Annotated in this window: 26 protein-coding genes; 14 read left to right on the top strand and 12 right to left on the bottom strand. The window is 70.8% G+C overall.

Features of this window, described 5'->3' with window-relative positions:
* Window positions 1-32 precede the first annotated feature (32 nt).
* The 3 genes from HNR22_RS13485 to HNR22_RS13495 are packed head-to-tail and all read right to left on the bottom strand — an operon-like array spanning window position 33 to window position 1308.
* Window positions 33-572, bottom strand: coding sequence for a DUF1360 domain-containing protein (locus HNR22_RS13485; RefSeq protein ID WP_179780668.1), 540 nt, complete (start codon window positions 570-572; stop codon window positions 33-35).
* Between the two features lie 56 nt (window positions 573-628).
* Window positions 629-967 carry an SRPBCC family protein gene (locus tag HNR22_RS13490; protein WP_099848083.1) on the bottom strand — a complete coding sequence of 113 codons (339 nt, stop codon included), beginning with the start codon at window positions 965-967 and terminating at the stop codon, window positions 629-631.
* Window positions 967-1308, bottom strand: coding sequence for a DUF6158 family protein (locus HNR22_RS13495; protein WP_425488102.1), 342 nt, complete (start codon window positions 1306-1308; stop codon window positions 967-969). Before HNR22_RS13495 ends, HNR22_RS13490 begins: the two co-directional genes overlap by 1 nt.
* A gap of 121 nt (window positions 1309-1429) precedes the next feature.
* Between HNR22_RS13495 and HNR22_RS13500 the strand changes: the two genes are divergently transcribed.
* A complete protein-coding gene (locus HNR22_RS13500) occupies window positions 1430-1852 on the top strand; it encodes a hypothetical protein (protein ID WP_179780670.1) in 423 nt (140 codons plus the stop codon).
* Between the two features lie 25 nt (window positions 1853-1877).
* Entirely contained in the window at window positions 1878-2207 is a 330-nt protein-coding gene (locus tag HNR22_RS13505) for a DUF3817 domain-containing protein (RefSeq protein WP_179780671.1), read from the top strand.
* Between the two features lie 47 nt (window positions 2208-2254).
* Here the strand turns inward: HNR22_RS13505 and HNR22_RS13510 are convergent, their stop codons facing one another.
* On the bottom strand, window positions 2255-2776 hold the full coding sequence (locus tag HNR22_RS13510) for a DUF6232 family protein (protein ID WP_088949838.1): 522 nt from the start codon (window positions 2774-2776) through the stop codon (window positions 2255-2257).
* A 495-nt stretch (window positions 2777-3271) separates the two neighbouring features.
* On the opposite strand from HNR22_RS13510, the gene HNR22_RS13515 reads away from it, so the two are divergent.
* Window positions 3272-4249 (top strand): C40 family peptidase, encoded by a 978-nt coding sequence (locus tag HNR22_RS13515; protein WP_179780672.1) that lies wholly within the window; start codon window positions 3272-3274, stop codon window positions 4247-4249.
* 70 nt (window positions 4250-4319) lie between these two features.
* Here HNR22_RS13515 and HNR22_RS13520 read toward each other — a convergent pair whose 3' ends face one another.
* The 4 genes from HNR22_RS13520 to HNR22_RS13535 form a co-directional block, all read right to left on the bottom strand.
* The gene (locus HNR22_RS13520; protein ID WP_088949840.1) at window positions 4320-5309 is read right to left on the bottom strand and encodes a sigma-70 family RNA polymerase sigma factor; all 990 of its coding nucleotides are present in this window, start codon (window positions 5307-5309) and stop codon (window positions 4320-4322) included.
* Window positions 5310-5686: 377 nt separating this feature from the next.
* Window positions 5687-6643 (bottom strand): N-acetylmuramic acid 6-phosphate etherase, encoded by a 957-nt coding sequence (murQ, locus tag HNR22_RS13525; RefSeq protein ID WP_179780673.1) that lies wholly within the window; start codon window positions 6641-6643, stop codon window positions 5687-5689.
* Window positions 6640-7554 (bottom strand): SIS domain-containing protein, encoded by a 915-nt coding sequence (locus tag HNR22_RS13530; protein ID WP_179780674.1) that lies wholly within the window; start codon window positions 7552-7554, stop codon window positions 6640-6642. The genes murQ and HNR22_RS13530 overlap by 4 nt, the downstream gene beginning before the upstream one ends.
* 73 nt (window positions 7555-7627) lie before the next feature.
* Window positions 7628-8644: an NAD-dependent epimerase/dehydratase family protein gene (locus HNR22_RS13535; protein WP_179780675.1), complete on the bottom strand. Its 1017-nt coding sequence runs from the start codon at window positions 8642-8644 to the stop codon at window positions 7628-7630.
* Window positions 8645-8757: 113 nt separating this feature from the next.
* On the opposite strand from HNR22_RS13535, the gene HNR22_RS13540 reads away from it, so the two are divergent.
* Window positions 8758-9447, top strand: coding sequence for an SDR family NAD(P)-dependent oxidoreductase (locus HNR22_RS13540; RefSeq protein ID WP_179780676.1), 690 nt, complete (start codon window positions 8758-8760; stop codon window positions 9445-9447).
* On the opposite strand, the gene HNR22_RS13545 is transcribed toward HNR22_RS13540, so the two are convergent.
* Window positions 9432-10103 (bottom strand): dTMP kinase, encoded by a 672-nt coding sequence (locus HNR22_RS13545; RefSeq protein ID WP_179780677.1) that lies wholly within the window; start codon window positions 10101-10103, stop codon window positions 9432-9434. The two genes, HNR22_RS13540 and HNR22_RS13545, sit on opposite strands and share 16 nt — an antisense overlap.
* A 181-nt stretch (window positions 10104-10284) precedes the next feature.
* Here HNR22_RS13545 and HNR22_RS13550 point away from each other — a divergent pair, with 181 nt between their 5' ends.
* The 5 genes from HNR22_RS13550 to HNR22_RS13570 all read left to right on the top strand — a co-directional run bounded on the left by HNR22_RS13550 (window position 10285) and on the right by HNR22_RS13570 (window position 12905).
* Complete coding sequence (locus tag HNR22_RS13550) at window positions 10285-10869, top strand: nucleotidyltransferase (RefSeq protein WP_179780678.1); 585 nt, start codon at window positions 10285-10287, stop codon at window positions 10867-10869.
* Window positions 10866-11141, top strand: coding sequence for a BON domain-containing protein (locus HNR22_RS13555; protein WP_088949847.1), 276 nt, complete (start codon window positions 10866-10868; stop codon window positions 11139-11141). The genes HNR22_RS13550 and HNR22_RS13555 overlap by 4 nt, the downstream gene beginning before the upstream one ends.
* Before the next feature lie 10 nt (window positions 11142-11151).
* Complete coding sequence (locus HNR22_RS13560; RefSeq protein ID WP_179780679.1) at window positions 11152-11928, top strand: metallophosphoesterase family protein; 777 nt, start codon at window positions 11152-11154, stop codon at window positions 11926-11928.
* On the top strand, window positions 11919-12062 hold the full coding sequence (locus HNR22_RS13565; RefSeq protein WP_007464364.1) for a GPGG-motif small membrane protein: 144 nt from the start codon (window positions 11919-11921) through the stop codon (window positions 12060-12062). Before HNR22_RS13560 ends, HNR22_RS13565 begins: the two co-directional genes overlap by 10 nt.
* Window positions 12063-12410: 348 nt before the next feature.
* Window positions 12411-12905, top strand: coding sequence for a TspO/MBR family protein (locus HNR22_RS13570; protein ID WP_179780680.1), 495 nt, complete (start codon window positions 12411-12413; stop codon window positions 12903-12905).
* A gap of 53 nt (window positions 12906-12958) precedes the next feature.
* Here the strand turns inward: HNR22_RS13570 and HNR22_RS13575 are convergent, their stop codons facing one another.
* Window positions 12959-13732, bottom strand: coding sequence for a M23 family metallopeptidase (locus tag HNR22_RS13575; RefSeq protein WP_179780681.1), 774 nt, complete (start codon window positions 13730-13732; stop codon window positions 12959-12961).
* Between the two features lie 251 nt (window positions 13733-13983).
* On the opposite strand from HNR22_RS13575, the gene HNR22_RS13580 reads away from it, so the two are divergent.
* The 5 genes from HNR22_RS13580 (at window position 13984) to HNR22_RS13600 (ending at window position 20304) form a co-directional block, all read left to right on the top strand.
* Window positions 13984-15330 (top strand): ABC transporter substrate-binding protein, encoded by a 1347-nt coding sequence (locus HNR22_RS13580; protein ID WP_179780682.1) that lies wholly within the window; start codon window positions 13984-13986, stop codon window positions 15328-15330.
* 70 nt (window positions 15331-15400) lie between these two features.
* Window positions 15401-16447: a carbohydrate ABC transporter permease gene (locus HNR22_RS13585; RefSeq protein WP_179780683.1), complete on the top strand. Its 1047-nt coding sequence runs from the start codon at window positions 15401-15403 to the stop codon at window positions 16445-16447.
* 1 nt (window position 16448) lies between these two features.
* A complete protein-coding gene (locus tag HNR22_RS13590) occupies window positions 16449-17417 on the top strand; it encodes a carbohydrate ABC transporter permease (protein WP_179780684.1) in 969 nt (322 codons plus the stop codon).
* Between the two features lie 68 nt (window positions 17418-17485).
* Window positions 17486-18532, top strand: a complete 1047-nt coding sequence (locus HNR22_RS13595; RefSeq protein ID WP_179780685.1) for a substrate-binding domain-containing protein — start codon at window positions 17486-17488, stop codon at window positions 18530-18532.
* Between the two features lie 98 nt (window positions 18533-18630).
* Complete coding sequence (locus HNR22_RS13600) at window positions 18631-20304, top strand: glycoside hydrolase family 13 protein (RefSeq protein WP_179783542.1); 1674 nt, start codon at window positions 18631-18633, stop codon at window positions 20302-20304.
* A 126-nt stretch (window positions 20305-20430) separates the two neighbouring features.
* Here HNR22_RS13600 and HNR22_RS13605 read toward each other — a convergent pair whose 3' ends face one another.
* Entirely contained in the window at window positions 20431-21885 is a 1455-nt protein-coding gene (locus tag HNR22_RS13605) for an MFS transporter (RefSeq protein ID WP_246380827.1), read from the bottom strand.
* A gap of 93 nt (window positions 21886-21978) precedes the next feature.
* Window positions 21979-23406, bottom strand: a complete 1428-nt coding sequence (gene xylB / locus HNR22_RS13610) for a xylulokinase (protein ID WP_179780686.1) — start codon at window positions 23404-23406, stop codon at window positions 21979-21981.
* Window positions 23407-23415 lie beyond the last annotated feature (9 nt).

Consider the following 23415-nt stretch of genomic DNA (forward strand, 5'->3'; position numbering starts at 1 on the left):
CGCCGGCCCCCGCTGTCGGTGTCCTCACCTGCTCAGTCGTCGTCGTGCCCACCCTCGGCGGCCTGCTGCGCCGTCGCGTACGCCATCTGGAGGAAGTCGGACGCGGCGACCGCCGTCAGCGCGGTGGCCACCAGCCGGGTCAGCCGGGGCGCGAGCACCAGGCCGCCGGTCAGCCCGGTGGCCACCCAGACCGCCAGGCAGAAGGGGCAGCTCAGCAACTCGCCGATGGCGTGCCGGGTCGGGCTGCCCGAGTCGCGGACCTGCTCCATCACCTCGCCGCTGCCGATCGGGTGGTCGTAACGGGTGAACGGCGCCCGCAGGGGGCTGGTCACCGCGTCCTTGGACAGCAGCCGGCTCAGCTTGTGCGTGGCGATGGAGAGCAGCACCACGTCGGACGGGGCGGGACGCTCCGGCACCGGCCGACCGGTCGCCTTGACCAGACCGGCCAGGGCGCCCGTCACCCCGGCGTAGGCGCCCATCGCGACCAGATAGCCGCCGAGCGGTCGGTGTTCGTGCGGCGCGTACGCCCGGCGCAACCGTGCCGCCTTTTGTCGCAGGCCAGTGTCGCTCACCCGGTCTCCTCAGATGTGTCGTGGTGGTGCGGGAGTGGTGTCCCCGCGTGGCCGGCTCAGCCGGCCTGGAGGTTGTCGGCGACCTCGCGTGCCAGGTTGGTGAGCGCTTCGTCGGCCAACTGGTCCGGGCCCGCCCCTCCCGAGCCGTCGGCCAGGTCGAGCTGGATCCGGGCGCCGCCGGAATCCGCGGGCTCCACCCGGATCTCGGCGGACCAGTCGTCGCCGTCGCCGTCACCCCAGCGGGCCCGCAACTCCTCGCCATTGATCTCGGCGGCGGGGCTGCCGTCGCCTCGTAGCGGCTCCGGCAGCCAGGCCGAGGCGCGGTCAGGGTCGGTGGCCGTGTTGAAGACCACCTCGGGTGGCGCGGACATGCCGCGCACGGCGCGCGCCGGCATCAGGCGTCCCGCAGGCGGCTGGGGTCGACCTCCCGGCCCGGGTGGCGGGCCAGGTACTCGGTCTCGAGCTCCGCCGTCCGCCGCAGGTGGTTGGCGAGCGCGGAGTCCGACGCGTGCCGCAGGGTGTCGAGGCGCGTGCGGTGCAGGCTGTGCATCTCGCGGATCAGATCCTCGTCGGTCAACTCCGTCGGGTCGATGCCGGGCAGATCGCCGTCGAGACCCGTGGAGTCGGCCGGGTCGACGAGGTCGTCGCCGCCCCACTCGGGCACCCGCTGCTCCGGGCTCATATCGCTGCTGCCGCTGGACGCGAAGCCGTCCTCACGTACCGATCCGGTCATGATCGCCCCCCTTGATCTCGTTTGGGCTGGCGTCTAGACGATTGCCCAGGCGCGGGAACGCCAAACCCGCGTCAGCTACGACACGGTGTCGGAGACCGGCGCCGTCCCCGGTACCCTCGACGTCATGAGGCGGCTCTGGACCCCGGCGTGGATCGCGCGCCACGTGGCCATGGTCGTGCTGACCCTGGGTTTCCTCGGACTGGGTTGGTGGCAGGTCAGCCGAGCCGCGGCCGGCAACAGCCTGAGCTGGGGGTACGCGGTCGAGTGGCCGATCTTCGCCGGCTTCGTGGTCTACGTGTGGTGGCGCGAGGTGAAGTTGGCCCGCAAAGGGGCGGCGGAGGCCGACGCGCCACCGGCGGACCCGGTCGAAGCGCCGGAGCCGGCTGTCACCACGGGTTCCCGCCCGGCGGTGCGCCGACCGGTGCGGGTCTCCCGGGCGTCGGTCAGCGACGATGCCGTCCAGGACAATGACCTGGCCGCCTACAACCACTACCTGTCATGGTTGAACGCCAATCCGGGCGCCCGGCCCGGTGACTATCCCGGCTGAGCCGGGCTCGGAAGGACGGACGACGGTGGGCGCTGCCCTTACCCGGTACCGCGTGATCGCCTGGATCGTGGGCGTGGTGCTGATCCTGCTGGTCGTGATCGGCATGCCCCTGAAGTACGTGTTCGACAACGCGGTAGTGGTCGAGACGATCGGGCCGGCGCACGGCTTCCTCTACATGATCTATCTGGTGGCCGCGTTCGACCTGAGCCGCCGCGCGGACTGGCCGCTGAAGCGGATGCTGCTCGTGATGCTGGCCGGCACTGTGCCGTTCGTCTCGTTCTACGCGGAGCGCCGGGTCAGCGCCTGGCTGGCCGCGCCGCAGGAGCAGCGAGCTCCGGAGCCGGTCGCCCGCTGAGCGGCCGCTGGGCCGACGCCACCTGGCGCCGGCCCATCGCCGTCGGGTCAACGACTGGGTCGCCACGGGTCGGCCGATGCGAGCGGATCGACCCAGCCGCCGTACCGGTTGACTTCCCGGGCCCGTAACAGTGCCCGCGTGACCTGGCCGAACTGCCGTTCGTCGTCGGCGGTGAACAGCAGCATCTCCGTTCCCCGGTACCACCCCCACAGCTCGTAGGGCGGTGGGCGCCAGCGATCGCCCACCAGGGCGAGCGCGGCCGGAAGCAGGAACACCGCACCCAGGATGAGGTACGCCCCGGCGGTCAGGCGGTGCAGACCTCCGGTGAAGCCGAGCAACAGCCCGACACCGCCGAGCATGCTGGCGGTGATGACCACGGCCCGTACGGCGATCCGGTCGTGCGGGCCCCGGGTGGTCCGCAGATGGGTCAGGTCGGCGACCTGGTAGCTGGTTCGACCGGCGGTGAACCGGTCGACGGTCACGATGATGCCGGGCCGTGCGTACAGCAGGGTCGACCGGGCGCCCGGCACCGTTCGCGGCGGCGTCGTTCCTGCGCCTTCACGATTCACGGTTCCTCCCGCGGGGGACGGTTGGCCGAGATGACCCGCTGAATGACATCGCTACCGGTCGACGGGATTCCCGGCTCCGTTCATTGTGTTGGGGGAACGCCAGCCGGCCTGGGCATTTGCGGACTCTCGACAGCTCCTCCAACCGCAGGACATCGCCGAGAAACAGCATCCATTTCAGGTTTTATCGGTTATGGGGGGCAGATCTCCGGCGGCATACGCCCGGAACGACGAAAGTCGTATTTCCGTCAGTAGGGCACGAAAAGGGCAGTACGCCCCTCCCTGCCAGGCGTCAACAGTCACGATGACGCCACCGATCGCAGGGGTACGACAGACCACTTGGCCAACATTCGCCCCTGCTTCAACTGCGAGCAACATCCGTCCCGGGTTAGGTTGGGCGAGCCGGTCCGGCCCAGTGCCGTCCGCCCGGGTGGCCCCGGCCGGTGTCGCCGAGGGCATCAGCAGCCCCGGCGGCCGTGGGAGAGGGGCCTTCCGCTCTTGTCATCCCTGAGAAACCTGCTGCGCACCGTGGCGCTGGCCGGCATGTCGGCCGCGCTGATCGCCCCGACGGCGGTGGCTCGCGCCGAGCCGTCCCCCGCCGACCTGACCCGCCGGATCGAGACGTCCTCGACCGAGTTGGAGCGGGTCGTCGAGTCGTACAACAAGCTGCGTGAGGAGATCAAGACCAACGAGGCCGCAGTGGCCCGATTACAGGCCCGCATCGGCCCACTCGAAGAGCAGGCCAAGCAGAGCCAGGCCGACGTGGGCAAACTGGCCAGCACCGCGTACAAGACCGGCGGCCTGCGGACCGCGGACGCCCTGCTGCGCGCCGAGGGTGCCACCGCGCTGCTGGACCGCCTCGGCACGCTCGACCAACTGACCCGCCAGCGGCAGGAGAGCATCTCCGGCTACACCGCTGACCAGCGGCGGCTGCTCGACGAGAAGTCCCGCCTGGACGCGACACTGACCCGGCAGGCCGCACAGGCCCGTGAGCTCGCGGCAGGCAAGAAGCAGATCGAGCAGGACCTGGCCAGACTGTACGAGCTGCGCGAGCAGGCGTACGGGTCGGCCACCGAGCGACCCGAACCCAAGGCCGCGGTGGCCGAGGCCAGGAACGTGCCCGCAGTGGCAGGTGACGCCGGGGCCGCGGTGCGCTACGCGTTCGGCGCGCTGGGCAAGCCGTACGTCTGGGCAGCCGACGGGCCCAACGGCTACGACTGTTCCGGGCTCACCTCGGCGGCCTGGCGGGCGGCCGGAAAGTCGCTGCCACACAACACCCGGATGCAGTGGGGCGCTGTCGCGCACATCGGCCGGGGCGACCTACGCCCAGGCGACCTGGTGTTCTACAGCGGGCTCGGGCACGTCGCCCTCTACGTGGGCGACGGCCAGGTGATCGACGCACCGAGCGCCGGTCGCAACGTGCTCAAGCGGGGCATGAACATGATGCCCATCCAGGGCTACGGTCGGGTCCGCTAGTCGAACGAATACGGCGAACGGCCGGCGTCCCCCTATCGGACGCCGGCCGTTCGCCGTATTCACTACCAGGTCAGGCTGCCTGCAGCCCCTCGGCCCGGGCCAGCTCACGCAGCCGACCGAGAGCCTGGATCTCCAACTGTCGGATCCGCTCGCGGGAGAGCGAGAACCGGGAAGCGACCTCGGTGAGCGAGTGCTCCCGGCCGTCCTCCAGGCCGTAGCGGGCCCGCATGATGCCCGCCGACCGGTCGTCGAGGTGGTTGAGCAGGCCCTCGATGCGCTGCCGCTCCAGACCGCTGAGGACGATGTCCTCCGGCGACGGCGCGTCACTGTCTGCGACCAGGTCGCCGAGTTTCGTGTCGCCGTCGTCGCCCACCGGGGTGTCCAGCGAGACGGTGTCCTGTGACCAGCGGCGCAGCTCGTTGACCCGCTCGACGGTGACGCCGAGGGCGGCGGCGATCTGCTCCGGCTCCGGGTCGGCGCCCAGCTCACGGGTCAGCTGCCGCGCCACGTTGCGCATCCGGTTGACGTCCTCCACCAGGTGCACCGGCAGACGGACGGTGCGCTCCTGCTGGGCGATCGCCCGGCTGATCGCCTGGCGAATCCACCAGGTCGCGTAGGTGGAGAACTTGTAGCCACGCTCGTAGTCGAACTTCTCGACCGCCCGGACCAGGCCGGTGTTGCCCTCCTGGATCAGGTCCAGCATGGGCATGCCCGAGCGCACGTAACGGCGGGCGATCGATACGACCAGTCGGAGGTTGGCGCGGATGAAGAGGTCCTTCGCCCGCTCTCCCTCGACGACCAGCCACTCCAGGTCGGCCCGGTCGACACCGGCGGGGAGGGCGTCCTCACCGAGCAGGTGCTCGGCGTAGAGGCCCGCCTCGATCGCCTTGGAGAGATCGACCTCCTTGGCGGCGTCCAGCAGTGGCGTCCGGGAGATCTCGTGCAGGTAGACGCCGACCAGGTCGCGCTCCTCGGCAACCTCGTCGGTTCGCATGCCGATGTTCTTGTCCACGTTGCCCACGGTCCCCTCGCTCGCGCCGGTTGCCCGGTTCCTTGCCATTCCCCACGTCCGTCAGCCCCTGGTAACTTCTGCTGTGCCCATCGGTGCTGACACCTACACAACAGATGAGACGTGTCGGGGATTCCGTCTCGTGAGTCGAAAGTGTCACGAATGCCTGAGTAGTAGCTGAGAGCACGGTCCATGTTTGCTGTCAGGACCCCGTCTGGCGGCTCTACGCTGGGCGCCACGCACGGGTCACCGACCATGGCAACACCGCCGGCCCGGGGGCACAGCGACCCGGGTCACCACCCTGCTGCGATCCTGGTCACTGGCTGATACGCACCGGCGGACCGGTCGGTTCATCCATCGGGAGTGTTATTACCCCCCGGCCTGATGAACAATCCGAAGCCCGGTTCGCTTCCCGGTGGGCGGCGGGGTCAGGAGGCGAGCAGGGCGAGGGCGCCGCGGACCTGGTCGGCGGAGCGGGCCAGTGCGGCCCGGGCGGCGTCGACCTCGGCGCCGGAGACCAGGGAGACGAGTGCCGTCTTCAGGTCACCGTCGGCGGCGGCGAGGGCCTGCTGGCAGACCTGCTCGGAGCAGCCGGTGGCCTCGACCAGAATCGAGATCATTCGGCCCCGGAGCTTCGCGTTGGTGGCGACCATATCGATCATGAGGTTCGAGTAGACCCGGCCCAGACGCACCATGACAGCGGTCGAGAACGTGTTGAGCACCAACTTCTGTGCGGTGCCCGCCTTCATCCGGGTCGACCCGGTCACCACCTCGGGTCCCGTGTCCACCCCGATGAACACGTCGACCGAGCGAGCGGCCTCCGCCTCCGGATTGGCGCAGAGCAGCACAGTCGAAGCTCCCTTGGCCCGGGCCGAGGCGAGCGCCCCGAGGACGTACGGGGTGCGTCCGCTGGCCGCCAGACCGACCACCAGGTCACCGGCGCGCACACAACTGGCCGCCTCGACCGCGCCGCCCCGCTCGTCGTCCTCGGCGTCCTCCACGGCCCGCCACATGGCGTCCGGGCCACCGGCGAGGTGGGAGCAGAACCAGTGCCGGGGCGAGTTGAAGGTGGGCGCCAGCTCGGCCGCGTCGAGCACTCCCAGGCGGCCGGATGTACCGGCGCCGAAGTAGTGCACCCGGTGACCGCCGCGCAGTGCCGCGACGGCCAGGTCGACGGTGGTGGCGATCTCGTCGAGCACCGCGGCGACCGCGGCCGGCACCCGCCGGTCCGCCTCGTTGATCACGGTGAGGACGTCCCGGGTCGACATCAGGTCGAGGTCGACGCTGAGCGGGTTGCGCCGCTCGGTGGGCGCACCCACCCGGACCGTCGGGCGGGCGGGCGGTGCTGGCATGTCCTCGTCCGGCTCCACCGCACCAGCCGTCATGCCCGCCTCCGGTTGGCACCCACCCGGTGCGACTGGACCGCCTCGGCGGTCGCCTCCAGTGCCTTGCGTGCCCGGGCCCGGTTGCGGGCGGCCACCCCTACGAAGAGGCAGTCGACGACGGTGAGCTGGGCCAACCGGCTGGCCGTCGCGCCGGAGCGGTAGGTGGTTTCCCGGGCCGCCGTGGTCAGCACGAAGTCCGCGACGTCGGCGATCGGCGAACGCGGGAAGTTGGTCAGTGCCACGGTGACGGCACCCCGGGTGCGGGCCTGCTCCAGCACCTCGATCACGTCGGAGGTGGTGCCGGTGTGCGAGATGCCGATCGCCACGTCGCCCCGGCCGAGGAGGGCGGCCGAGGTCAACGCGGTGTGCACGTCCGGGAAGTAGAAGGCGATCCGGCCGATGCGGTGCAGCTTCTGCTGGAAGTCGGAGGCGACGAAGCCGCTGGCGCCGGCGCCGTAGATGTCGATCCGACCGGCGCCACTGATCGCCTCGACCACCTGCTCACAGACGGCGGGGTCGAGCTGCTCGGCAGTCTCCTCGACCGCTCGGGCGTCGTTGAACGCGATGGTGGCGATGATCTGGGCGAGGTCGGCGCCGGGCGGGATGTCACCACCGACCACCCGGGCGTCCGGCGGCTCGATCCGGCGAGCGGCCTCTGCGGCGAGGCGGATGCGCAGTTGCGGGTAACCGTCCATGCCCACCGATCGGCAGAACCGGATGACGGTCGCCTCGGATGTCTCCGCTGCGGTGGCGAGGTCGGTGATGGTCCGCCGGGCCGCAGCGGCCGGATCGGACACGACCAGTCGGGCAACCCGCTGCTCGGCGGGAGACAGCGACGGCAACAGCCCGCTGATGTGGACGATCAGCCCACCGGGCTCCTGACTCGCAGAAATCTTCGGACTCTTCGCCACGGGTGAAACTTACTTTCACCAAGCGTGAGCGTCAACTATGACTGTCCGGTAGGGAAAGTGTCGGCAGCCGGGATCACCGGTCCCGCACAGCCTGCCACTCCCGCAGGACCGCCGCCTCATCCGCCGGGTCGAGACCACCCTGCCGTACGGCGGCCGGCTGCGCTGCCATCCAGGACGCGGTCGCCCGAACGGTGTCGGACAACGGACGGACCGCCAGCCCGGCGTCCAGAGCCGGTCGGGCGTCGCGGTCCATCAGGCCGCCGAACTCCGGCAGTCGCACCCACAGGGGCAGCGCCCGCTCCCCCGACCACTCGCGGACGTCGCGGGACGCCAGGAACTCCTGATCCACCCAGGTCAGGACGGGCTCCGGTGCGTCCAGCCCGGCCGCCACCCCGGCCAGCATGTCCGCCCGTGTCATCGCCGGCCCGATGCCGTCGTACGTGCCGCTGAGGCGGGTGCCGGCGGCGTGCAGCAACCAACCCGCCAGATCGGCGACGTCCACGAACTGCACCCGGTCATTCGGCCGCCCGGGCGCGAGGATCTCTCCACCGGCCGACAGCCGCCGCACCCAGTACGGAAAGCGGTCGCTCGGGTCCTCGGCACCGACGATCAGGCCCGCTCGGCAGATGAACGACCGGTCCACGCCCACCCGCTCCCGGACCGCCTGCTCGATGCTCACCTTGCACTCGCCGTACCAGCGGTGGTCCGGGCCGACCGGACCGTCCACGTCCGCCGGGGCGGCCGGCAGCACCGGTGCGTCCGCGGCGGTCTGGCCCGGGGTGGTGTTGTCCGCGTACACCGAGATCGTCGACACGAAGGACCAGTGGCCCACCTGGTCGGCAAGTGCCCAGAGCGCGTGCCGGGCGTGACTGACCTGGCGGGTCACGTCGACCACGGCGTCGAAGCCGTCGTCGGCGAGCGGCACCAGGGCGTCCGGGTCGTCCCGGTCGACCGGCACGAACCGGGCCCCGGCCGGCACGACGCCGGAGACGCCCCGGGCGGCACAGGTCACGTCGTGGCCCTTGTCGAGGGCGAGCTGCGCCACCGCCCGACCGAGGAACCGGGTGCCACCGAGAATGAGGATCCGCATCCGCCGATCCTGCGCCGCCGGCAGGCGATTCGGCCAGCCGCTCTGCTCTCGGCAGAGCGTCGGCTGTGGAGCACCGGCAGGCGCCGGCCGGACGGGGCGCTAGCGTGAGGCGCATGGCGGAGCGCAGCGTGTTGGTGACCGGAGGGGCCGGCGGGCTCGGCGGGGCGGCCGTCGCCGCGTTCGTCGAGGCGGGCTGGCGGGTGGTCGTACCGGAGCGGGAAGCCCGGCCCGGGTCGGAGCCGGCGGCGGGGGTGCTCCGGCTGGTCGCGGACCTCAGCGATCCGGCGGGCGCGACGCGGGCGGTCGAGGCTGCCGCCGGTGACCCGGCGGCGCCCCTGCGGGCCATGGTCAACCTCGTCGGCGGGTATGCCAGCGAAGGTCTGGTGCACGAGACCCCGATCGAGGTCTTCGAGCGGATGCTCACCGTCAACCTGCGACCGACCTACCTGGTCACCCAGGCCGCGCTGCCGCACCTGGTGGCCGCTGGCGGCGGCGCGGTGGTGTGCGTCTCGGCCCGCGCGGCGGTCGCACCGTTCGCCGGCGCGGCCGGTTACGTGACGGCCAAGGCGGGGGTGCTGGCCTTCGCCAACGCGGTCGCGGTGGAATACCGGCCCCGCAACGTCCGCTGCAACACCGTGCTGCCCAGCGTCATCGACACCCCGGCCAACCGGGCCGCCCAGCCCGACGCCGACCACTCCCGTTGGGTCGCGCCGGCCGAGATCGCATCGGTGATCCGTTTCCTCGCGTCGGAGGAGTCGGCCCCGACCAGCGGTGCCACCGTTCCGGTCTACGGGCGGGCCTGAGTCACCAGCGGGCCCACCTCACCGGGTGTCGCCTTGGCGGACGCTGGCAGCCAGGTCTCCAGGTGCGCCTGGATCTGCTCGGTGACCTCCTCGGCCGGGCGGCCCGCGTCCACCAGCACGAAACTCGGGTATTCGGGCAGGGCCCGGTACGCGGTGTCTGCCGCGGTCAGCCAGCCCATCGTCTCGTGATCGGTGCCGCGTTCCTCGATGCGCCGGTACGCCTCCGCCGGGTCCACGGTCAGCAGGAAGGTCACCTGGGGCGTCGGAAAGAGCCGGTAGCCGGCCCGTGCGAGCCGTTCCCAGCGCTGCCCACCGTGGGCCCGGATGCTCGCGTACTGGCAGGCCGAGTAACGGTCCATGACCGCCGTCCGGCCGGTGAGCAGACAGCTGATCAGGGCTACGGCGATGGCGAGCCAGCGCAGCACGGATTCCACCGCCAGCACACCGTCGCGCCCGACCAGCCGCTGGGCGTCGGGCCGCCCGAGCCGGTTGGCGAGCCGGCCGAGCCAACGACGGCCGCTGGCGTTGCGGCGGTATTTCGCGGGGCGGCCGGCCGCGGTCAGCGCGTCGGCCAGTCGGTGTGCCTGAGTGGTCTTGCCCGAGCCGTCGATGCCGATGAGGGCGACAGTGCGCAACCGGGCCCTGCGTCGTCGCATCCCCGATGATCTGGCCACCCTCGACAGGTTATCCGACCCACGCACCTGGTCCGTGAGGTATGTGACGGTTTATCCCTGTTGACACCCGACCGGGACACCCGCAGGTGTGGCCGACCGGAATGCCGGGTACCGGAGTTCGTATCCGACCGCCGGTCCACCAACATGACGACGGGAGATCCAGATGGCTGAGCGCGGAGACGAGAGTCTGGTGCACACCCTCAAGAAGGTCGCCGCCGTGCTCAAGCAGTCCGAGATCCCGTTCGCCCTGGGCGGCAGCTTCGCCGTCTACGCCCACGGGGGCCACTCCAGCGAGCACGACGTCGACTTCCTGATCCGGGAGGTCGACGTGGAGAAGGCGCTGGAGGCCCTGGTCGCCGCCGGGTTCGTCGCCGAGCGCCCCCCGGAGGACTGGCTGGTCAAGGTCTTCGACGACGGCCGGATGGTGGATCTGATCCACCGGCCGATCGAGACACCGGTGACCGAGGAGACGTTCGCCGACACGGTCATCCGGCCGGTGGACGCGATCCAGATGCCGGTCCTGTCCGCCTCCCAGCTGATGGTGCACAAACTGCTCAGCTTCTCCCAGCACTACTGCGACTTCGCCCGCGGCCTGCCGCTGGCCCGGTCCCTGCGGGAGCAGATCGACTGGGAACGGGTACGCAAGGAGACGGAGCACTCGCCGTACGCCGAGGCGTTCCTGGTGCTGCTGGACCGGCTGGAGGTGGTGCCGGCCCCCGGCACCCCGACCGGAGAGGGGACATCGTGACCCACCAACGCGACATCGGCGCCGGGCCACCGGACGAGTACGTCGAGGCGGAGATCCAACGGCTCCTCGCCGAGGACCCCGCCGTCGCCGAACAGGGGATCACCGTGGTGCGGCGGGAACGCGCCATCGTGCTCTACGGCGAGGTGGAGAGCCCACACCGGCGCGAGGAGATCCTGCGTCGGGTGTCCGAGCGCTTCCCGGACGTACCGATCACCAGCGACATCGGGGTGATCCGCGTCGAGGCGCCCACGGAGATCGAGCAACTGCCCTGAGGGAGGTTCCATGGTGATCCGGATCGCCGCCGTGGGCGACGTACATCTGGACAAGGACGTGGTCGGCCGGTTCCGCCCCGCGTTGGAGGAGTTGCCGGAGTGCGCCGACGTGCTGCTGCTGGCCGGGGACCTGACCCGGCACGGCACCGAGGCCGAGGCGCGCTGCGTGGCGGAGGAGTTCGGTGGGTTGGCCGTGCCGGTGGTGACCGTGCTGGGCAACCACGACCACCAGTGTGACCAGGTGCCGCAGGTGGTGAAGGTCCTCGAGGACGCGGGCATCACCGTGCTGGAAGGCAACGGCGTCGTGCTGGACTGCGCGGGCGGTCGGCTCGGCATCGCCGGCGTCAAGGGCTTCGGCGGCGGGTTCGCCGGGCGGTGCGCCAGCGACTTCGGCGAGCCGGAGATGAAGGCGTTCGTCAGGACCACCAACGAGAGCGCCGAGGCTCTCGGCGCGGCGCTCCGTTCGCTGGACTGCGACATGCTGGTCGCGCTCACCCACTACTCCCCGGTGCCGGACACGCTGGCCGGTGAACCGTTGGAGATCTACCCGTTCCTCGGCTCGTACCAGTTGGGGCAGGCGATCGACTCGGCACCCACGGCGCTGGCCCTGCACGGGCACGCGCACGCCGGCACCGAGCGCGGCACGACCCCCGGCGGCGTACGCGTCCGCAACGTCGCGCACCCGGTGATCAAGCAGGCGTACAGCGTCTTCCACGTCGGCGATCAACTCGACACCGACCAGGTTTCCCCGATCGGCCAGTCGGGTAGTCAGAGGTCATGGAGCTGATTCTCTGGATTCTCGCAGTCGTACTCGTGGTCGCCGGCATCCTCGCGCTGTTCCGCCGGCAGATCCTGTGGGGCATCGTCCTCATCGTTGTCGGGCTGTTGGTCGGCCCGGGTGGTGTCAGCATCTTCAATTAGCGTGCGTACCTCCTAACACCGGGACCCGCCGGGGTCGCCGCGACCGGAGCTCCGTCCTCCCGACAGGAGCACCGGCCGCGGCGGTCCCGGCGCTTTCTTGTGGGCGCTCCGGCTCCTGATCCCGGCCTCGGGCCGACCGCAGATGCTCCGTTGAGCCCCTGTCGAGCTGCCCCAGATATGGGGCAGGAGGCACGGGCACGGGCACGGGCACGGCCGCGCCAGGCGCGGTCCATGGATGGGGCAGCTCTACAGGACCTCGCTGGTGGCGGTCGGGCCGATGCGGGTGCCGGGTACCTCCTCCGCCCTACCGGCGGTTTGACCTGACGCTGGATGGAAATAATCTCGACCATGGAGATATCTCAGGACGCGTCGAGGACCTCCGGCCGGCGGCGGTGGTGGGCTCTCGTGGGCTTCGCGGCGGCCGTCTTCGTCGCGGCCGCGATCGGGGGCCTGGGGGTGCAGGGCACCACCGGCGAGTACGCGAGCCTCCAGCAGCCCAGCTGGGCACCGCCCTCATGGCTGTTCGGCCCGGTCTGGTCACTGCTCTACGCACTGATCGCGGTGGCCGGCTGGCTGGTGTGGCAGCGGATCGGCTTCGGCCCCGCTCTCTGGGCGTGGACCGCCCAACTGGTGCTCAACGCCATCTGGACCCCGCTGTTCTTCGGTGCGGGGCGGTACGGGCTGGCGTTCGCCGAGATCGTGGTGATGTGGCTGGCGATCGGGCTCACCGTGGTGCTGTTCGCCCGGGTGTCGCGGGTGGCGGCGGCGCTGCTGCTGCCCTACTGGGCCTGGGTCACCTTCGCCGCCGCCCTGAACCTGTCGATCTGGCAGCTGAACTCCTGACCTGACCGGTCCCCGACGGGGGGCGCCCCGCCGGGGACCGTGGCAGTCCCCGGTCAGCAGCGGGGCACGCCGGGGATGTATCCGTCTGATCCGGTGTACACGTACGCGTCGGCGATGTAGCGACCGCTGCCGATCCGGTCCCAGATCGAGCTGGTGCCGTACGTGCCGGTGACCGTGGTGCCGCTGGTCTGGCAGGCGATGGTCACCCGTGTGCCGTCGGCGACCGTACCCACCGAGGCGTACCCGGTGCCCGGGCCGGAGCGGACGGTCAGCGGGGTGCCGCTGGTGTCGACCGTGCCGTTGCCGCCGCCCGAGGAGCACCCGTTGTCGCTGGTGTAGGTCTTGGTGCCCCAGTACAGCGCGAGGGTGCCGTTGAAGCGCACCTTGATGTCGGCGCCGTCGAGGCGCTGCTCGTAGTGCAGGTGCGGGCCGGTCGACCCGCCGGTGGTGCCGACCCAGCCGAGCACCTTGCCGTAGCCGACGGTCTGCCCGACGGAGACGTTGAAGCCGTTGAGGTGGGCGTAGTAGGTGCTGTAACCGCCCCCGTGGTTGATCCGGACGTATTTGCCGTAGCTGGTGCCACCGAGGTCGGTCACGCGGTCGACGGTGCCGGGCGCGCTCGCCACGACCGGGTCGCCCTGATCGTCGGTGCGGTTGAAGTCGACGGCGTTCGCCGGGCTGTGACCCGATCGGGTCTGCCCGGACCAGGACTGGCCGCACGGGAACGGCACCTTGAAGGTCGGCGCGGCCAGCGCCGGGCTGGCTGGCGCCAGGACTCCCCCGACGAGCACACCCGCTACCAGCAGGCTGATCCACCGCTTTCGCATACAGCTCCTCCTATGTCGAAAACCTTCGATGGGGTGGCCCTAGCCTGACAGATATCGTCAATCTTCGAAAGAGTCGGAGATCCGCCCCGGGAGCGCGCCCACGAGGCAGCCCGCAGGTTTCCGGATTGTTACTCGCTCGTGTCTGACAGGGGGTGGACCGGACCGGATGCAAGCGCTTACATGTGTGCACGCCCATCGGGACCGGCGCCGGGCCTCTGAGCACGACCGCGCCGGCTAGAAAGGAGGACGGCATGGCGGTCTTCACCAGACCACGCCAGGCCTTCGCGATCGCCGGCGTACTCGGGCTGGCGCTCAGCGCCACCGCCTGCGGTACCGGCGACGACAAGAAGAGCAACAACGCGGGCTCCGCGGAGTGCGCCGCATACGACAAGTACGAGGGCCACGACGGCAAGAAGGTCTCCATCTACGCGTCCATCCGTGACGCCGAGGCCGACCTGCTTGAGCGCTCCTGGTCGGACTTCACCAAGTGCACCGGCATCGAGATCGACTACGAGGGCAGCGGCGAGTTCGAGGCGCAGCTCCCCGTCCGGGTCGACGGTGGCAACGCCCCCGACATCGCCTTCGTGCCGCAGCCCGGCCTCGTGAAGCGTTTCGCGGACGCCGGCAAGCTGAAGTCCCTGAGCGCCGACACCAAGGCCCTCGCCGAGCAGAACATGCCGGCCGACTGGCTGAAGTACGGCACCGTCAACGGGACGCTCTACGGCGTGCCGCTCGGTGCCAACGTGAAGTCCTTCGTCTGGTACTCGCCGAAGACGTTCAAGGAGAAGGGCTGGGAGGTTCCGACCACCTGGGACCAGCTCATCGCTCTGAGCGACAAGATCGCCGCCAGTGGCATGAAGCCGTGGTGCGCGGGCGTCGAGTCCGGTGACGCCACCGGCTGGCCGGCCACCGACTGGATCGAGGACGTGATCCTGCGGACCCAGGGCCCCGAGGTCTACGACCAGTGGACCACCCACGGGATCCCGTTCAACGACCCGAAGATCGTCGACGCGGTCGACCGCGCCGGCACCATCCTCAAGAACGACAAGTACATGAACGGCGGCTTCGGCGGCGTCAAGAGCATCACCACCACCTCCTTCCAGGAGGCGGGCGTGCCGGTCACCAACGGCAAGTGCGCGATGCACCGGCAGGCGTCGTTCTACGCCAACCAGTTCCCCGAGGGCACCAAGGTGGCTGAGGACGGCGACGCGTTCGCCTTCTACTTCCCGGCCATCGACCCGGCCAAGGGCAAGCCGGTGCTGGGCGCGGGCGAGTTCGTCGTCGGCTACGCCGACCGTCCCGAGGTCCAGGCGGTGCAGACCTACCTGGCTTCGGCCGAGTACGTCAACAGCCGCGCGAAGCTCGGCAACTGGGTCACGGCGAACAACAAGCTGGACATCGCCAACGTGGCCAGCCCGATCGACAAGCTCTCCGTCCAGATCCTCCAGGACAAGAGCGGCACCTTCCGCTTCGACGGTTCCGACCTGATGCCGGCCGCCGTCGGCGCGGGAACGTTCTGGAAGGGCATGGTCGAGTGGCTGAACGGCAAGGCGACCGCCCCGGTGCTCCAGGGCATCGAGAGCAGCTGGCCTAAGTGATCCCGGCGGTGGCCCGGCCCGTGACCGCGGGCCGGGCCACCGACTGCGGTGGACCCGAGAGGGAGGGTTGATGGAGTTCGACTTCGCCGATCAGCAGCCGAAGCTCCTCATGCTGATGTACGGGCTGGTCGCCTTCGTCGTGGTGGTGGGCGGTCTGCTCCTGCTGCTCGACGTGGTGCCGGCCTGGTTCGCCCGGCGACGGGAGGCACAACTCGTCGCCGCCTCGGCGAGTGGAGCTCCACTCCCCCGCCGAACGAAGCCGCGGGAAGGGCTCTTCGCGCTCTTCTTCCTGCTGCCGACGCTGCTGCTGCTCACCATCGGCCTGGTCGTGCCGGCCATCCGCACCACGATGCTCTCCCTGATGGACGGGAGCAGCACCAACTGGGTGGGGCTGCGCAACTACGGCTGGATGTTCTCCGACGACTCGATCGTCCGGGTCCTGATCAACACGTTGATCTGGGTGCTCCTGGTCCCCCTGGTGGCGACCGGGTTCGGCCTGATCTACGCCGTACTCGTGGACAAGGCCCGGTTCGAGTCCGTGGCCAAGTCACTGATCTTCCTGCCGATGGCCATCTCCTTCGTGGGCGCCAGCATCATCTGGAAGTTCGTCTACGCCTACCGGGGTGAGGGCGACCAGATCGGCCTGCTCAACCAGATCGTGGTCAGCCTCGGCGGCGAGCCCAAGCAGTGGCTGCTCGAATCACCCCTGAACACGCTGCTGCTGATCGTCATCATGGTCTGGATCCAGGCCGGTTTCGCCATGGTGGTGCTCTCCGCCGCGATCAAGGCGATCCCCGGCGACATCGTGGAGGCCGCCCGGCTCGACGGGGTCAGCCCGTGGCAGATGTTCTGGCAGATCACCATGCCGAGCATCCGGCCGGCGTTGATCGTCGTGGTGGTGACCCTCACGATCGCCACGCTCAAGGTCTTCGACATCGTCCGGACCTCGACCAACGGCAACTACGACACCAGCGTGATCGCCAGCGAGATGTACAACCAGGCGTTCCGGTACGGCCAGAACGGGCAGGGCTCCGCGCTCGCGGTCTTCCTCTTCATCCTGGTCATCCCGGTCGTGATCTACCAGATCCGCAACCTCCGTCAACAGCGGGAGGGCTGAGATGACGACCGCAACGCCCACTGTCGCCGCCGGCACCCAGAAGACCGACGGCACCCCGACCACCACTGCCGGACGGGTCCGCAAGCGGCTGAACAGCCGCACCGCCACCCTTGTCTCGGTGATCATCGCGGTGGTCTGGACCATTCCGACCTTCGGTCTGCTCGTCTCCTCGCTCCGACCGGAAGACGAGATCAAGACCACCGGCTGGTGGACGGCCTTCACCAACCCGCAGTTCACGTTCGAGAACTACCAGCAGGTCCTGTTCGGGCGGTCGTCGTCCTCCGGGCAGCTCGCCGGGTCCTTCATCAACTCCCTGGCGATCACCATCCCGTCGGTGCTCTTCCCGCTCGCCTTCGCCTGCCTGGCCGCGTACGCGCTGGCCTGGATCAACTTCCGCGGCCGGGACTGGGTCTACATCGCGATCTTCGCGTTGCAGATCGTGCCGCTGCAGATGGCCCTGGTGCCGCTGCTGAAGTTCTTCTCCACCGGCGTCACCCTCGGCGGCGTCACCCTGATGCCGGCCTGGGATCTGGTCGACGAGCAGAAGTTCGCCCAGGTGTGGTTCGCGCACACCTGCTTCGCGCTCCCGTTCGCCGTCTTCCTGCTGCACAACTTCATCTCGCAACTGCCGGGTGACCTGATGGAGGCGGCCCGCGTCGACGGGGCCACCCACCCGAAGATCTTCCGCACCATCGTGCTGCCGCTGATCACCCCGGCACTGGCGGCGTTCGGCATCTTCCAGTTCCTCTGGGTCTGGAACGACCTGCTGGTCGCGCTGATCTTCGCCGGCGGCGGCAACGAGACGGCTCCGCTCACCGTCCGGCTCGCCGAGATGGCCGGCACCCGGGGCAACGAGTGGCAGCGCCTCACCGCTGGCGCGTTCGTCTCCATCGTCGTACCGCTCATTGTTTTCCTGTCCCTGCAGCGCTTCTTCGTGCGAGGTCTGCTCGCCGGCAGCGTCAAGGGCTGACCCGCTTGCCCGCCGCCGCCTGGCCCCTCGGGCGGCGGCGGGCGCTCCGGGCACCGAGCGGGGGAACCGTGACGAGGATTGATGATGTGGCCCGGCTGGCCGGAGTGTCCACGGCCACCGTCTCGCGGGCCCTGCGCGGGTTGCCGACGGTCTCGGCCGCCACCCGACGCCGGGTGCTCGCCGCCGCCGAGCAGCTCGACTACGAGGTCTCACCGAGCGCGTCCCGGCTGGCCGGGGGCCGGACCGGCACGGTCGCGGTGGTGGTCCCCCGAATCACCCGCTGGTTCTTCAGCACCATCGTCGAGGCGGTCGAGGAATACCTCCACCAGTCCGGCTACGACCTGCTGCTCTACAACCTGGGCGGCCGGGAGCAGGTCCGCCAGCGGGTCCTGCGTACGGCCAACCTGCACAAGCGGGTCGACGCCATCATGCTGGTCGCCACGCCGCTGCGGCCGGCCGACCTGACCGCGCTGGCCGCCCTGGAACTCCCCGGGGTGACCATCAGCTCGGGCAGCAGGGTGCCCAACTGGCCCTGCGTCCGCATCGACGACGTGGCCGCCGCCCGGGCTGCCACCCGGCACCTGCTCGACCTCGGGCACCACCGGATCGCGCACATCTCCGGTGACCCGGACGACGAGCTGGCCTTCACCACCCACCTCGACCGCCGCCGGGGCTACCAGGCGGAACTGCGCGCCGCCGGTCTGCGGCTCGACCCGACCCTGGACATCGAATCCTCGTTCACCATCGACGGCGGCACCCGGGCCACCGAGGAGCTGCTGGCCCGCGGCGAGCCGCCGACCGCGATCGTCGCCGCCTGCGACGAGATGGCCATGGGCGCGATGACCGCGCTGCGTGACGCCGGACTGCGGGTGCCGCAGGACGTCAGCGTCATCGGCATCGACGACCACGACCTCGCCGGTGTGCTCGGGCTGAGCACCATCGCCCAACCCGCCGCCGAGCAGGGCAGACTGGCCGCACGGATGTTGCTCGACCCGCTCGGAGCCCGACCTCCGGGCCCCCTCGTGGGTCACCAGGGCACCGGCGGCGCCACGCCGGTGATCCTGCCCACTCGGCTGGTGGTCCGGGACTCGACCGCACCACCCCGGGCACACTGAAAAACTTCAACCATTCACCGCCGGCCGGCGGCTGGCGGCGACGCGGCCGGCAGGAGCACCGCCGGCAGTCCACCCACAGCTCGACACGGGAGAAGACCCTGAACACCGATCCGACGCAGCAGACCCCCTCCGGTCACCCGGTCACCGGCTGGTGGACCGAGGCGACCATCTACCAGATCTATCCCCGCTCGTTCGCCGACTCGGACGGGGACGGAATCGGTGACCTACCCGGCATCACCGCCCGCCTCGACCACCTCGTCGAGTTGGGCGTGGACGCGGTGTGGCTCTCCCCGTTCTACCCGTCGCCGCAGGCCGACGCCGGCTACGACGTGGCCGACTACCGCGACATCGACCCGCTGTTCGGCACCCTCGCCGACGCGGACAAGCTGATCGCCGAGGCCCGGTCCCGCAGCCTGCGGGTGATCGTGGACCTGGTGCCGAACCACACCTCGTCCGCGCACCGCTGGTTCCAGGCCGCCCTGGCCGCCGCGCCCGGCAGCCCGGAACGGTCCCGGTACATCTTCCGGGACGGCCTCGGCCCGACCGGTGACCAGCCGCCGAACGACTGGCAGAGCGTCTTCGGCGGCCCGGCCTGGACGCGGACGGTCGACCCGGACGGGCAGCCCGGCCAGTGGTACCTGCACCTGTTCGACACCGGCCAGCCAGACCTCAACTGGGACAACCCGGAGGTCCACGCGGAGTTCCTGGACGTGCTGCGGTTCTGGCTGGACCGTGGGGTGGACGGCTTCCGGGTCGACGTGGCGCACGGCCTGATCAAGCAGGCCGACCTGGCCGACTGGCAGGAGCCGCAGGAAATTCTCTCCGGCAACGAGATCGACAAGCCGCGCCCGCCGATGTGGGACCAGGACGGCGTGCACGAGATCTACCGGCAGTGGCGGCAGGTCCTGGACAGCTACCCGGGCGAGCGGGTGCTCGTCGCCGAGGCGTGGGTGGAGCCGGCCGAGCGGCTGGCCCGCTACGTGCGCCCGGACGAGATGCACCAGGCGTTCAACTTCGAGTACCTGCTGGCCGCGTGGACCGCACCGGCCCAGTACGCGGTGATCACCCGCTCGTTGGAGGCGACCGACTCGGTCGGCGCGCCGACCACCTGGGTGCTGTCCAACCACGACGTGGTGCGGCACGCCTCCCGGCTCGGCCTGCCGATCGGCACCGTACGGCCCAACGGCATCGGCATCGGCGACCCGCAGCCGGACGCGGCCCTCGGTCTGCGCCGGGCCCGGGCAGCCACCCTGCTGATGCTCGCCCTGCCTGGCTCGGCGTACCTCTACCAGGGCGAGGAGCTGGGGCTACCCGAGCACACCACGTTGCCCGACGAGGCCCGGCAGGACCCGACCTGGGAGCGCAGCGGGCACACCCAGCGTGGCCGGGACGGCTGCCGGGTGCCGATTCCGTGGGAGGCCGACGCCCCGTCGTACGGCTTCGGGCCCACCGACGCGAGCTGGCTGCCGCAGCCCGCTCTCTGGGCGGAGTACGCGCTGGACCGCCAGCGCGACGTGCCCGGCTCCACGTACGAGTTGTACCGCGCGGCGTTGCGGCTGCGCCGGGAGCACGGGCTGGGTAGGGGCACCCTGGAGTGGGTGTCCTCGGGCGACGAGACGCTGACCTTCCGCAACGGTGAGCTGACCGTGCTGACCAACTTCGGTGCGGCCGCGGTGCCGCTGCCGGCCGGTGCCGAGGTGCTCGCCACCAGCGCACCCCTGAATGACGACAAGACCGTCCCGACCGACGTAACAGTCTGGCTGCGAGGCTGACCTCGCCGCCCAGTCCCGTCGATCATGGAGTTGTGGTGGGTGACAAACACCTGCAAAGGCCAAAATGGGCACCACAACTCCATGATCGACCGGGCAGGCGTTGGAGGGTTGGGGCGCTGGAGCTGGTCAGAGGCGGTCGGCGCGGGTGTGCAGCAGGTCGTGCACGTTGTCGATGTCCTCGGGTGAGGTCCGCGAGGCGAGCCAGTACATGACGCCGGTGGGTATGAAGAAGAGCTGGAACGCAGCCAGCCCGACGGCGAAGTTCAACGGCGGCGGGAAGGCCGCTCGCAGCCCCTGGAACGCCACCCCGACCAACCCGTTGCCGGCCGCGCGACCAACCCCGTTGACCAGGTTGCCCAGGCTGTAGACCGTGCCCCGGTGCTCCGGTGGGTTGACGTCGGCGATCAGCGCGAACCAGTTCGGCGAGTTGGCCGAGGTCAGCGCGAGCGCGACGACCGCGGTGAGCAGGCTCAGCCCCACCGACGGCTCGGTGAAGACGCTGGCCAGCACCGCGCCGACAACCGCGCCGCCACTCGCGCCGTCCGGCACGTCGATGGTCACCGGAACGAAGAACAACACCAGGTAGAACGGCAGCGCCGCGAGGATGCCCACCGCGGCGACCAGGGCGCGCCCTCTCGGCGTACGGCGCTGCGCCGCGTCGCCGATCAGGCCGCCCACGATGGAGAGCACCCCGCCGAGCTGGAACAGTGTGGCGAAGACGCTGCCCACCACCACCGCTGTCGACGTCGAATATCCCTGGGCCTCGGCCCGTTCGGCGAAGAGCACCGGCAGCCAGACCAGCGAGCCGAAGGCGGCCTGCGCGGTCAGACCCTGCAGGATCAGCCACCGGTTGGTCCGTCGGGCCAGGATGCGCGGTAGGTCGGCGCGGCTGATCCGATAGTCGTACTCGGCGCCGGCGTCCAGCCTGCCGGCCAGTTCCGGCTCGCTCTGGCCACGGCGGACGTCGTACGTGAACAGGTATGCCAGGGTGGCGGCCAGGCCGACGCCGGTCAGGAGCAGGAACGGTCGCCGCCAGTCGGTCGCACCGAGCAGCCCGCCGACGAGCGTGCCGGCCAGGGTGCCGATCCCCTGGGACAGCCCCCAGAAGCTCATCACCAACCCGCGCCGGGTCGGTGAGATCAGGTCGGTGACCACCGAGAAGCCGACCGAGCCGACCGCACCGAGGCCGACCGCCGCGACCAGTTGGGCGGTGAGGAACGTCAGGTAGCCGCCGGCGAGCGCGCTGCCGCCGGTGCCCGCCGCCCAGAGCAGCGTGCCCACCATGAGCAGCGGCTTGCGGTTGGTCCGGTCGCCGACGTACGCCCAGCCGACCGCCGCCACGGCGCTGACCAGGAAGCTGACCGCGGTGACCAGACCGAGCAGCCGCCCCGACACGTTGAACGCGTCGGAGATCGGGCCGTACAGCGGCGGCACCAGCCCGATCGCCACGTTGTCCAGGGAGGCGAGCAGCACGAACACCACGACGCTGTACAACCGGTGGGCCGGGCCACCACCCCGGCCAGGGGGGCGCGGGCCGGGCTGCGCCCGCCCCTGGCCGGGCCCGCCACTGGTCACCGTCATGACCGGCAGCCAACCAGACTCAGTCGAGGAGGTCGTCACGCGGGTGGGTGCCGGTCAGCGTCGACCGGCACCCACCCGCGTCGATCCCGACTGTCAGCGCCGGTCGAGAACCAGTCCGCGGGCCGCGGCGTACTGGTCACGCACGGCGGGGACGGGCTCGGCGGCGTACTCCTCGGTGCCCTCGACCGCCCAGACCGGCGGCGTGGGACCACCCAGGGCGACCCACGCGGCCTGGCGGGCGGCGCCGTCGGCGACGTACTCCCCGGCTGGCGGGACGACGACCGGGCAGCCGAAGACCTGCGGCGCGATCCGACGGACCGCGGCCGACCTGGCTCCGCCGCCGACCAGGATGACCCGGCGGGCCGTGGCACCCTGCGCGGTCAGCGCGTCCAGGCCGTCGGCGAGGGCGCAGAGCATGCCCTCCACGGCGGCCCGGGCCAGGTGCGCGGGGGTCGACGTGCGCAGGGTCAGGCCGTGCACCGCTCCGGTGGCGAGCGGACGGTTCGGCGTCCGCTCACCCTCCAGGTAGGGCACCATGACCAGCCCGCCCGCGCCAGCTGGCGCGGAGAGTGCCAGCTCGGCCAGTTCGTCCAGGCTGACCCCGAGCATCGCGGCGGCGGCGTCCAGCACCCGGGCCGCGTTGAGCGTCGCGACCAGCGGCAGGAAGCGACCGGACGCGTCGGCGAAGCCCGCCACCGCACCGCTCTCGTCGGCGGCGGGCACGTCGGCGACGCTGAACACGGTGCCGGAGGTGCCGATCGAGACGATCACGTCACCGGGCCCGGCGCCGACGCCGAGCGCGGCGGCAGCGTTGTCCCCGGTGCCCGCGCCGAGCAGCGCGCCGCCCGGCCCACCCAGTACGTCGGAGAGCTTTCCGGCCGACTCTGCCGGACCGAGCACCTCGGGCAGCACCAACCGCCGGCCGAAGCCCCGCTCCAACAGGTCCAGTCGGTATTGCCCGGTGGCCGGCGACCAGTAGCTGGTGCCGCTGGCGTCACCCCGGTCGGTACGCAGCGCGTCCAGCCCCGGTGCGCCGGCCAGCCGCCAGGTCAGCCAGTCGTGCGGCAGGCAGACGGCCGCCACCTGGGCTGCCCGCTCCGGCTCGTGTGTGGCCAGCCAACGCAGCTTGGTGAGGGTGAAGCTGGCCACCGGCACACTGCCGGTGGCCTCGGCCCAGAACCGACGCCCGGCCGCGCCGCCGCCGGCCTCCTCGACGAGGTCGGCGGCAGCGTCGGCGGATCGGGTGTCGTTCCACAGCAGCGCCGGGCGGACCACCCGGCCGTCCTCGTCGAGGCACACCATGCCGTGCTGCTGGCCGGCGACGGAGATCGCGGCCACGTCGGCCAGCCCACCGGCCTGGTCGGCGGCACTACGCAGTGCCTGCCACCAGGCTTCCGGGTCGACCTCGGTGCCATCCGGGTGCGGCGCCCGGCCCTGCCGGAGCAGGGCACCGGTCTCCGCGTCCCGGATGACCACCTTGCAGGACTGGGTGGACGAGTCGACGCCTGCGACCAACGGCATGGCGGGGCC

It is taken from the genome of Micromonospora jinlongensis (genome assembly GCF_013410645.1).
GTDB lineage: Bacteria > Actinomycetota > Actinomycetes > Mycobacteriales > Micromonosporaceae > Micromonospora > Micromonospora zamorensis.

Excerpts from the sequence above, each read along its gene's own strand:
- HNR22_RS13490 (WP_099848083.1), bottom strand. The coding sequence starts at position 967 with ATGCCGGCGCGCGCCGTGCGCGGCATGTCCGCGCCACCCGAGGTGGTC.
- HNR22_RS13500 (WP_179780670.1), top strand. The coding sequence starts at position 1,430 with ATGAGGCGGCTCTGGACCCCGGCGTGGATCGCGCGCCACGTGGCCATG.
- HNR22_RS13520 (WP_088949840.1), bottom strand. The coding sequence starts at position 5,309 with ATGGCAAGGAACCGGGCAACCGGCGCGAGCGAGGGGACCGTGGGCAAC.
- murQ (WP_179780673.1), bottom strand. The coding sequence starts at position 6,643 with ATGACGGCTGGTGCGGTGGAGCCGGACGAGGACATGCCAGCACCGCCC.
- HNR22_RS13535 (WP_179780675.1), bottom strand. The coding sequence starts at position 8,644 with ATGCGGATCCTCATTCTCGGTGGCACCCGGTTCCTCGGTCGGGCGGTG.
- HNR22_RS13540 (WP_179780676.1), top strand. The coding sequence starts at position 8,758 with ATGGCGGAGCGCAGCGTGTTGGTGACCGGAGGGGCCGGCGGGCTCGGC.
- HNR22_RS13545 (WP_179780677.1), bottom strand. The coding sequence starts at position 10,103 with ATGCGACGACGCAGGGCCCGGTTGCGCACTGTCGCCCTCATCGGCATC.
- HNR22_RS13550 (WP_179780678.1), top strand. The coding sequence starts at position 10,285 with ATGGCTGAGCGCGGAGACGAGAGTCTGGTGCACACCCTCAAGAAGGTC.
- HNR22_RS13560 (WP_179780679.1), top strand. The coding sequence starts at position 11,152 with ATGGTGATCCGGATCGCCGCCGTGGGCGACGTACATCTGGACAAGGAC.
- HNR22_RS13565 (WP_007464364.1), top strand. The coding sequence starts at position 11,919 with ATGGAGCTGATTCTCTGGATTCTCGCAGTCGTACTCGTGGTCGCCGGC.
- HNR22_RS13570 (WP_179780680.1), top strand. The coding sequence starts at position 12,411 with ATGGAGATATCTCAGGACGCGTCGAGGACCTCCGGCCGGCGGCGGTGG.
- HNR22_RS13575 (WP_179780681.1), bottom strand. The coding sequence starts at position 13,732 with ATGCGAAAGCGGTGGATCAGCCTGCTGGTAGCGGGTGTGCTCGTCGGG.
- HNR22_RS13580 (WP_179780682.1), top strand. The coding sequence starts at position 13,984 with ATGGCGGTCTTCACCAGACCACGCCAGGCCTTCGCGATCGCCGGCGTA.
- HNR22_RS13585 (WP_179780683.1), top strand. The coding sequence starts at position 15,401 with ATGGAGTTCGACTTCGCCGATCAGCAGCCGAAGCTCCTCATGCTGATG.
- HNR22_RS13590 (WP_179780684.1), top strand. The coding sequence starts at position 16,449 with ATGACGACCGCAACGCCCACTGTCGCCGCCGGCACCCAGAAGACCGAC.
- HNR22_RS13605 (WP_246380827.1), bottom strand. The coding sequence starts at position 21,885 with ATGACGGTGACCAGTGGCGGGCCCGGCCAGGGGCGGGCGCAGCCCGGC.
- xylB (WP_179780686.1), bottom strand. The coding sequence starts at position 23,406 with ATGCCGTTGGTCGCAGGCGTCGACTCGTCCACCCAGTCCTGCAAGGTG.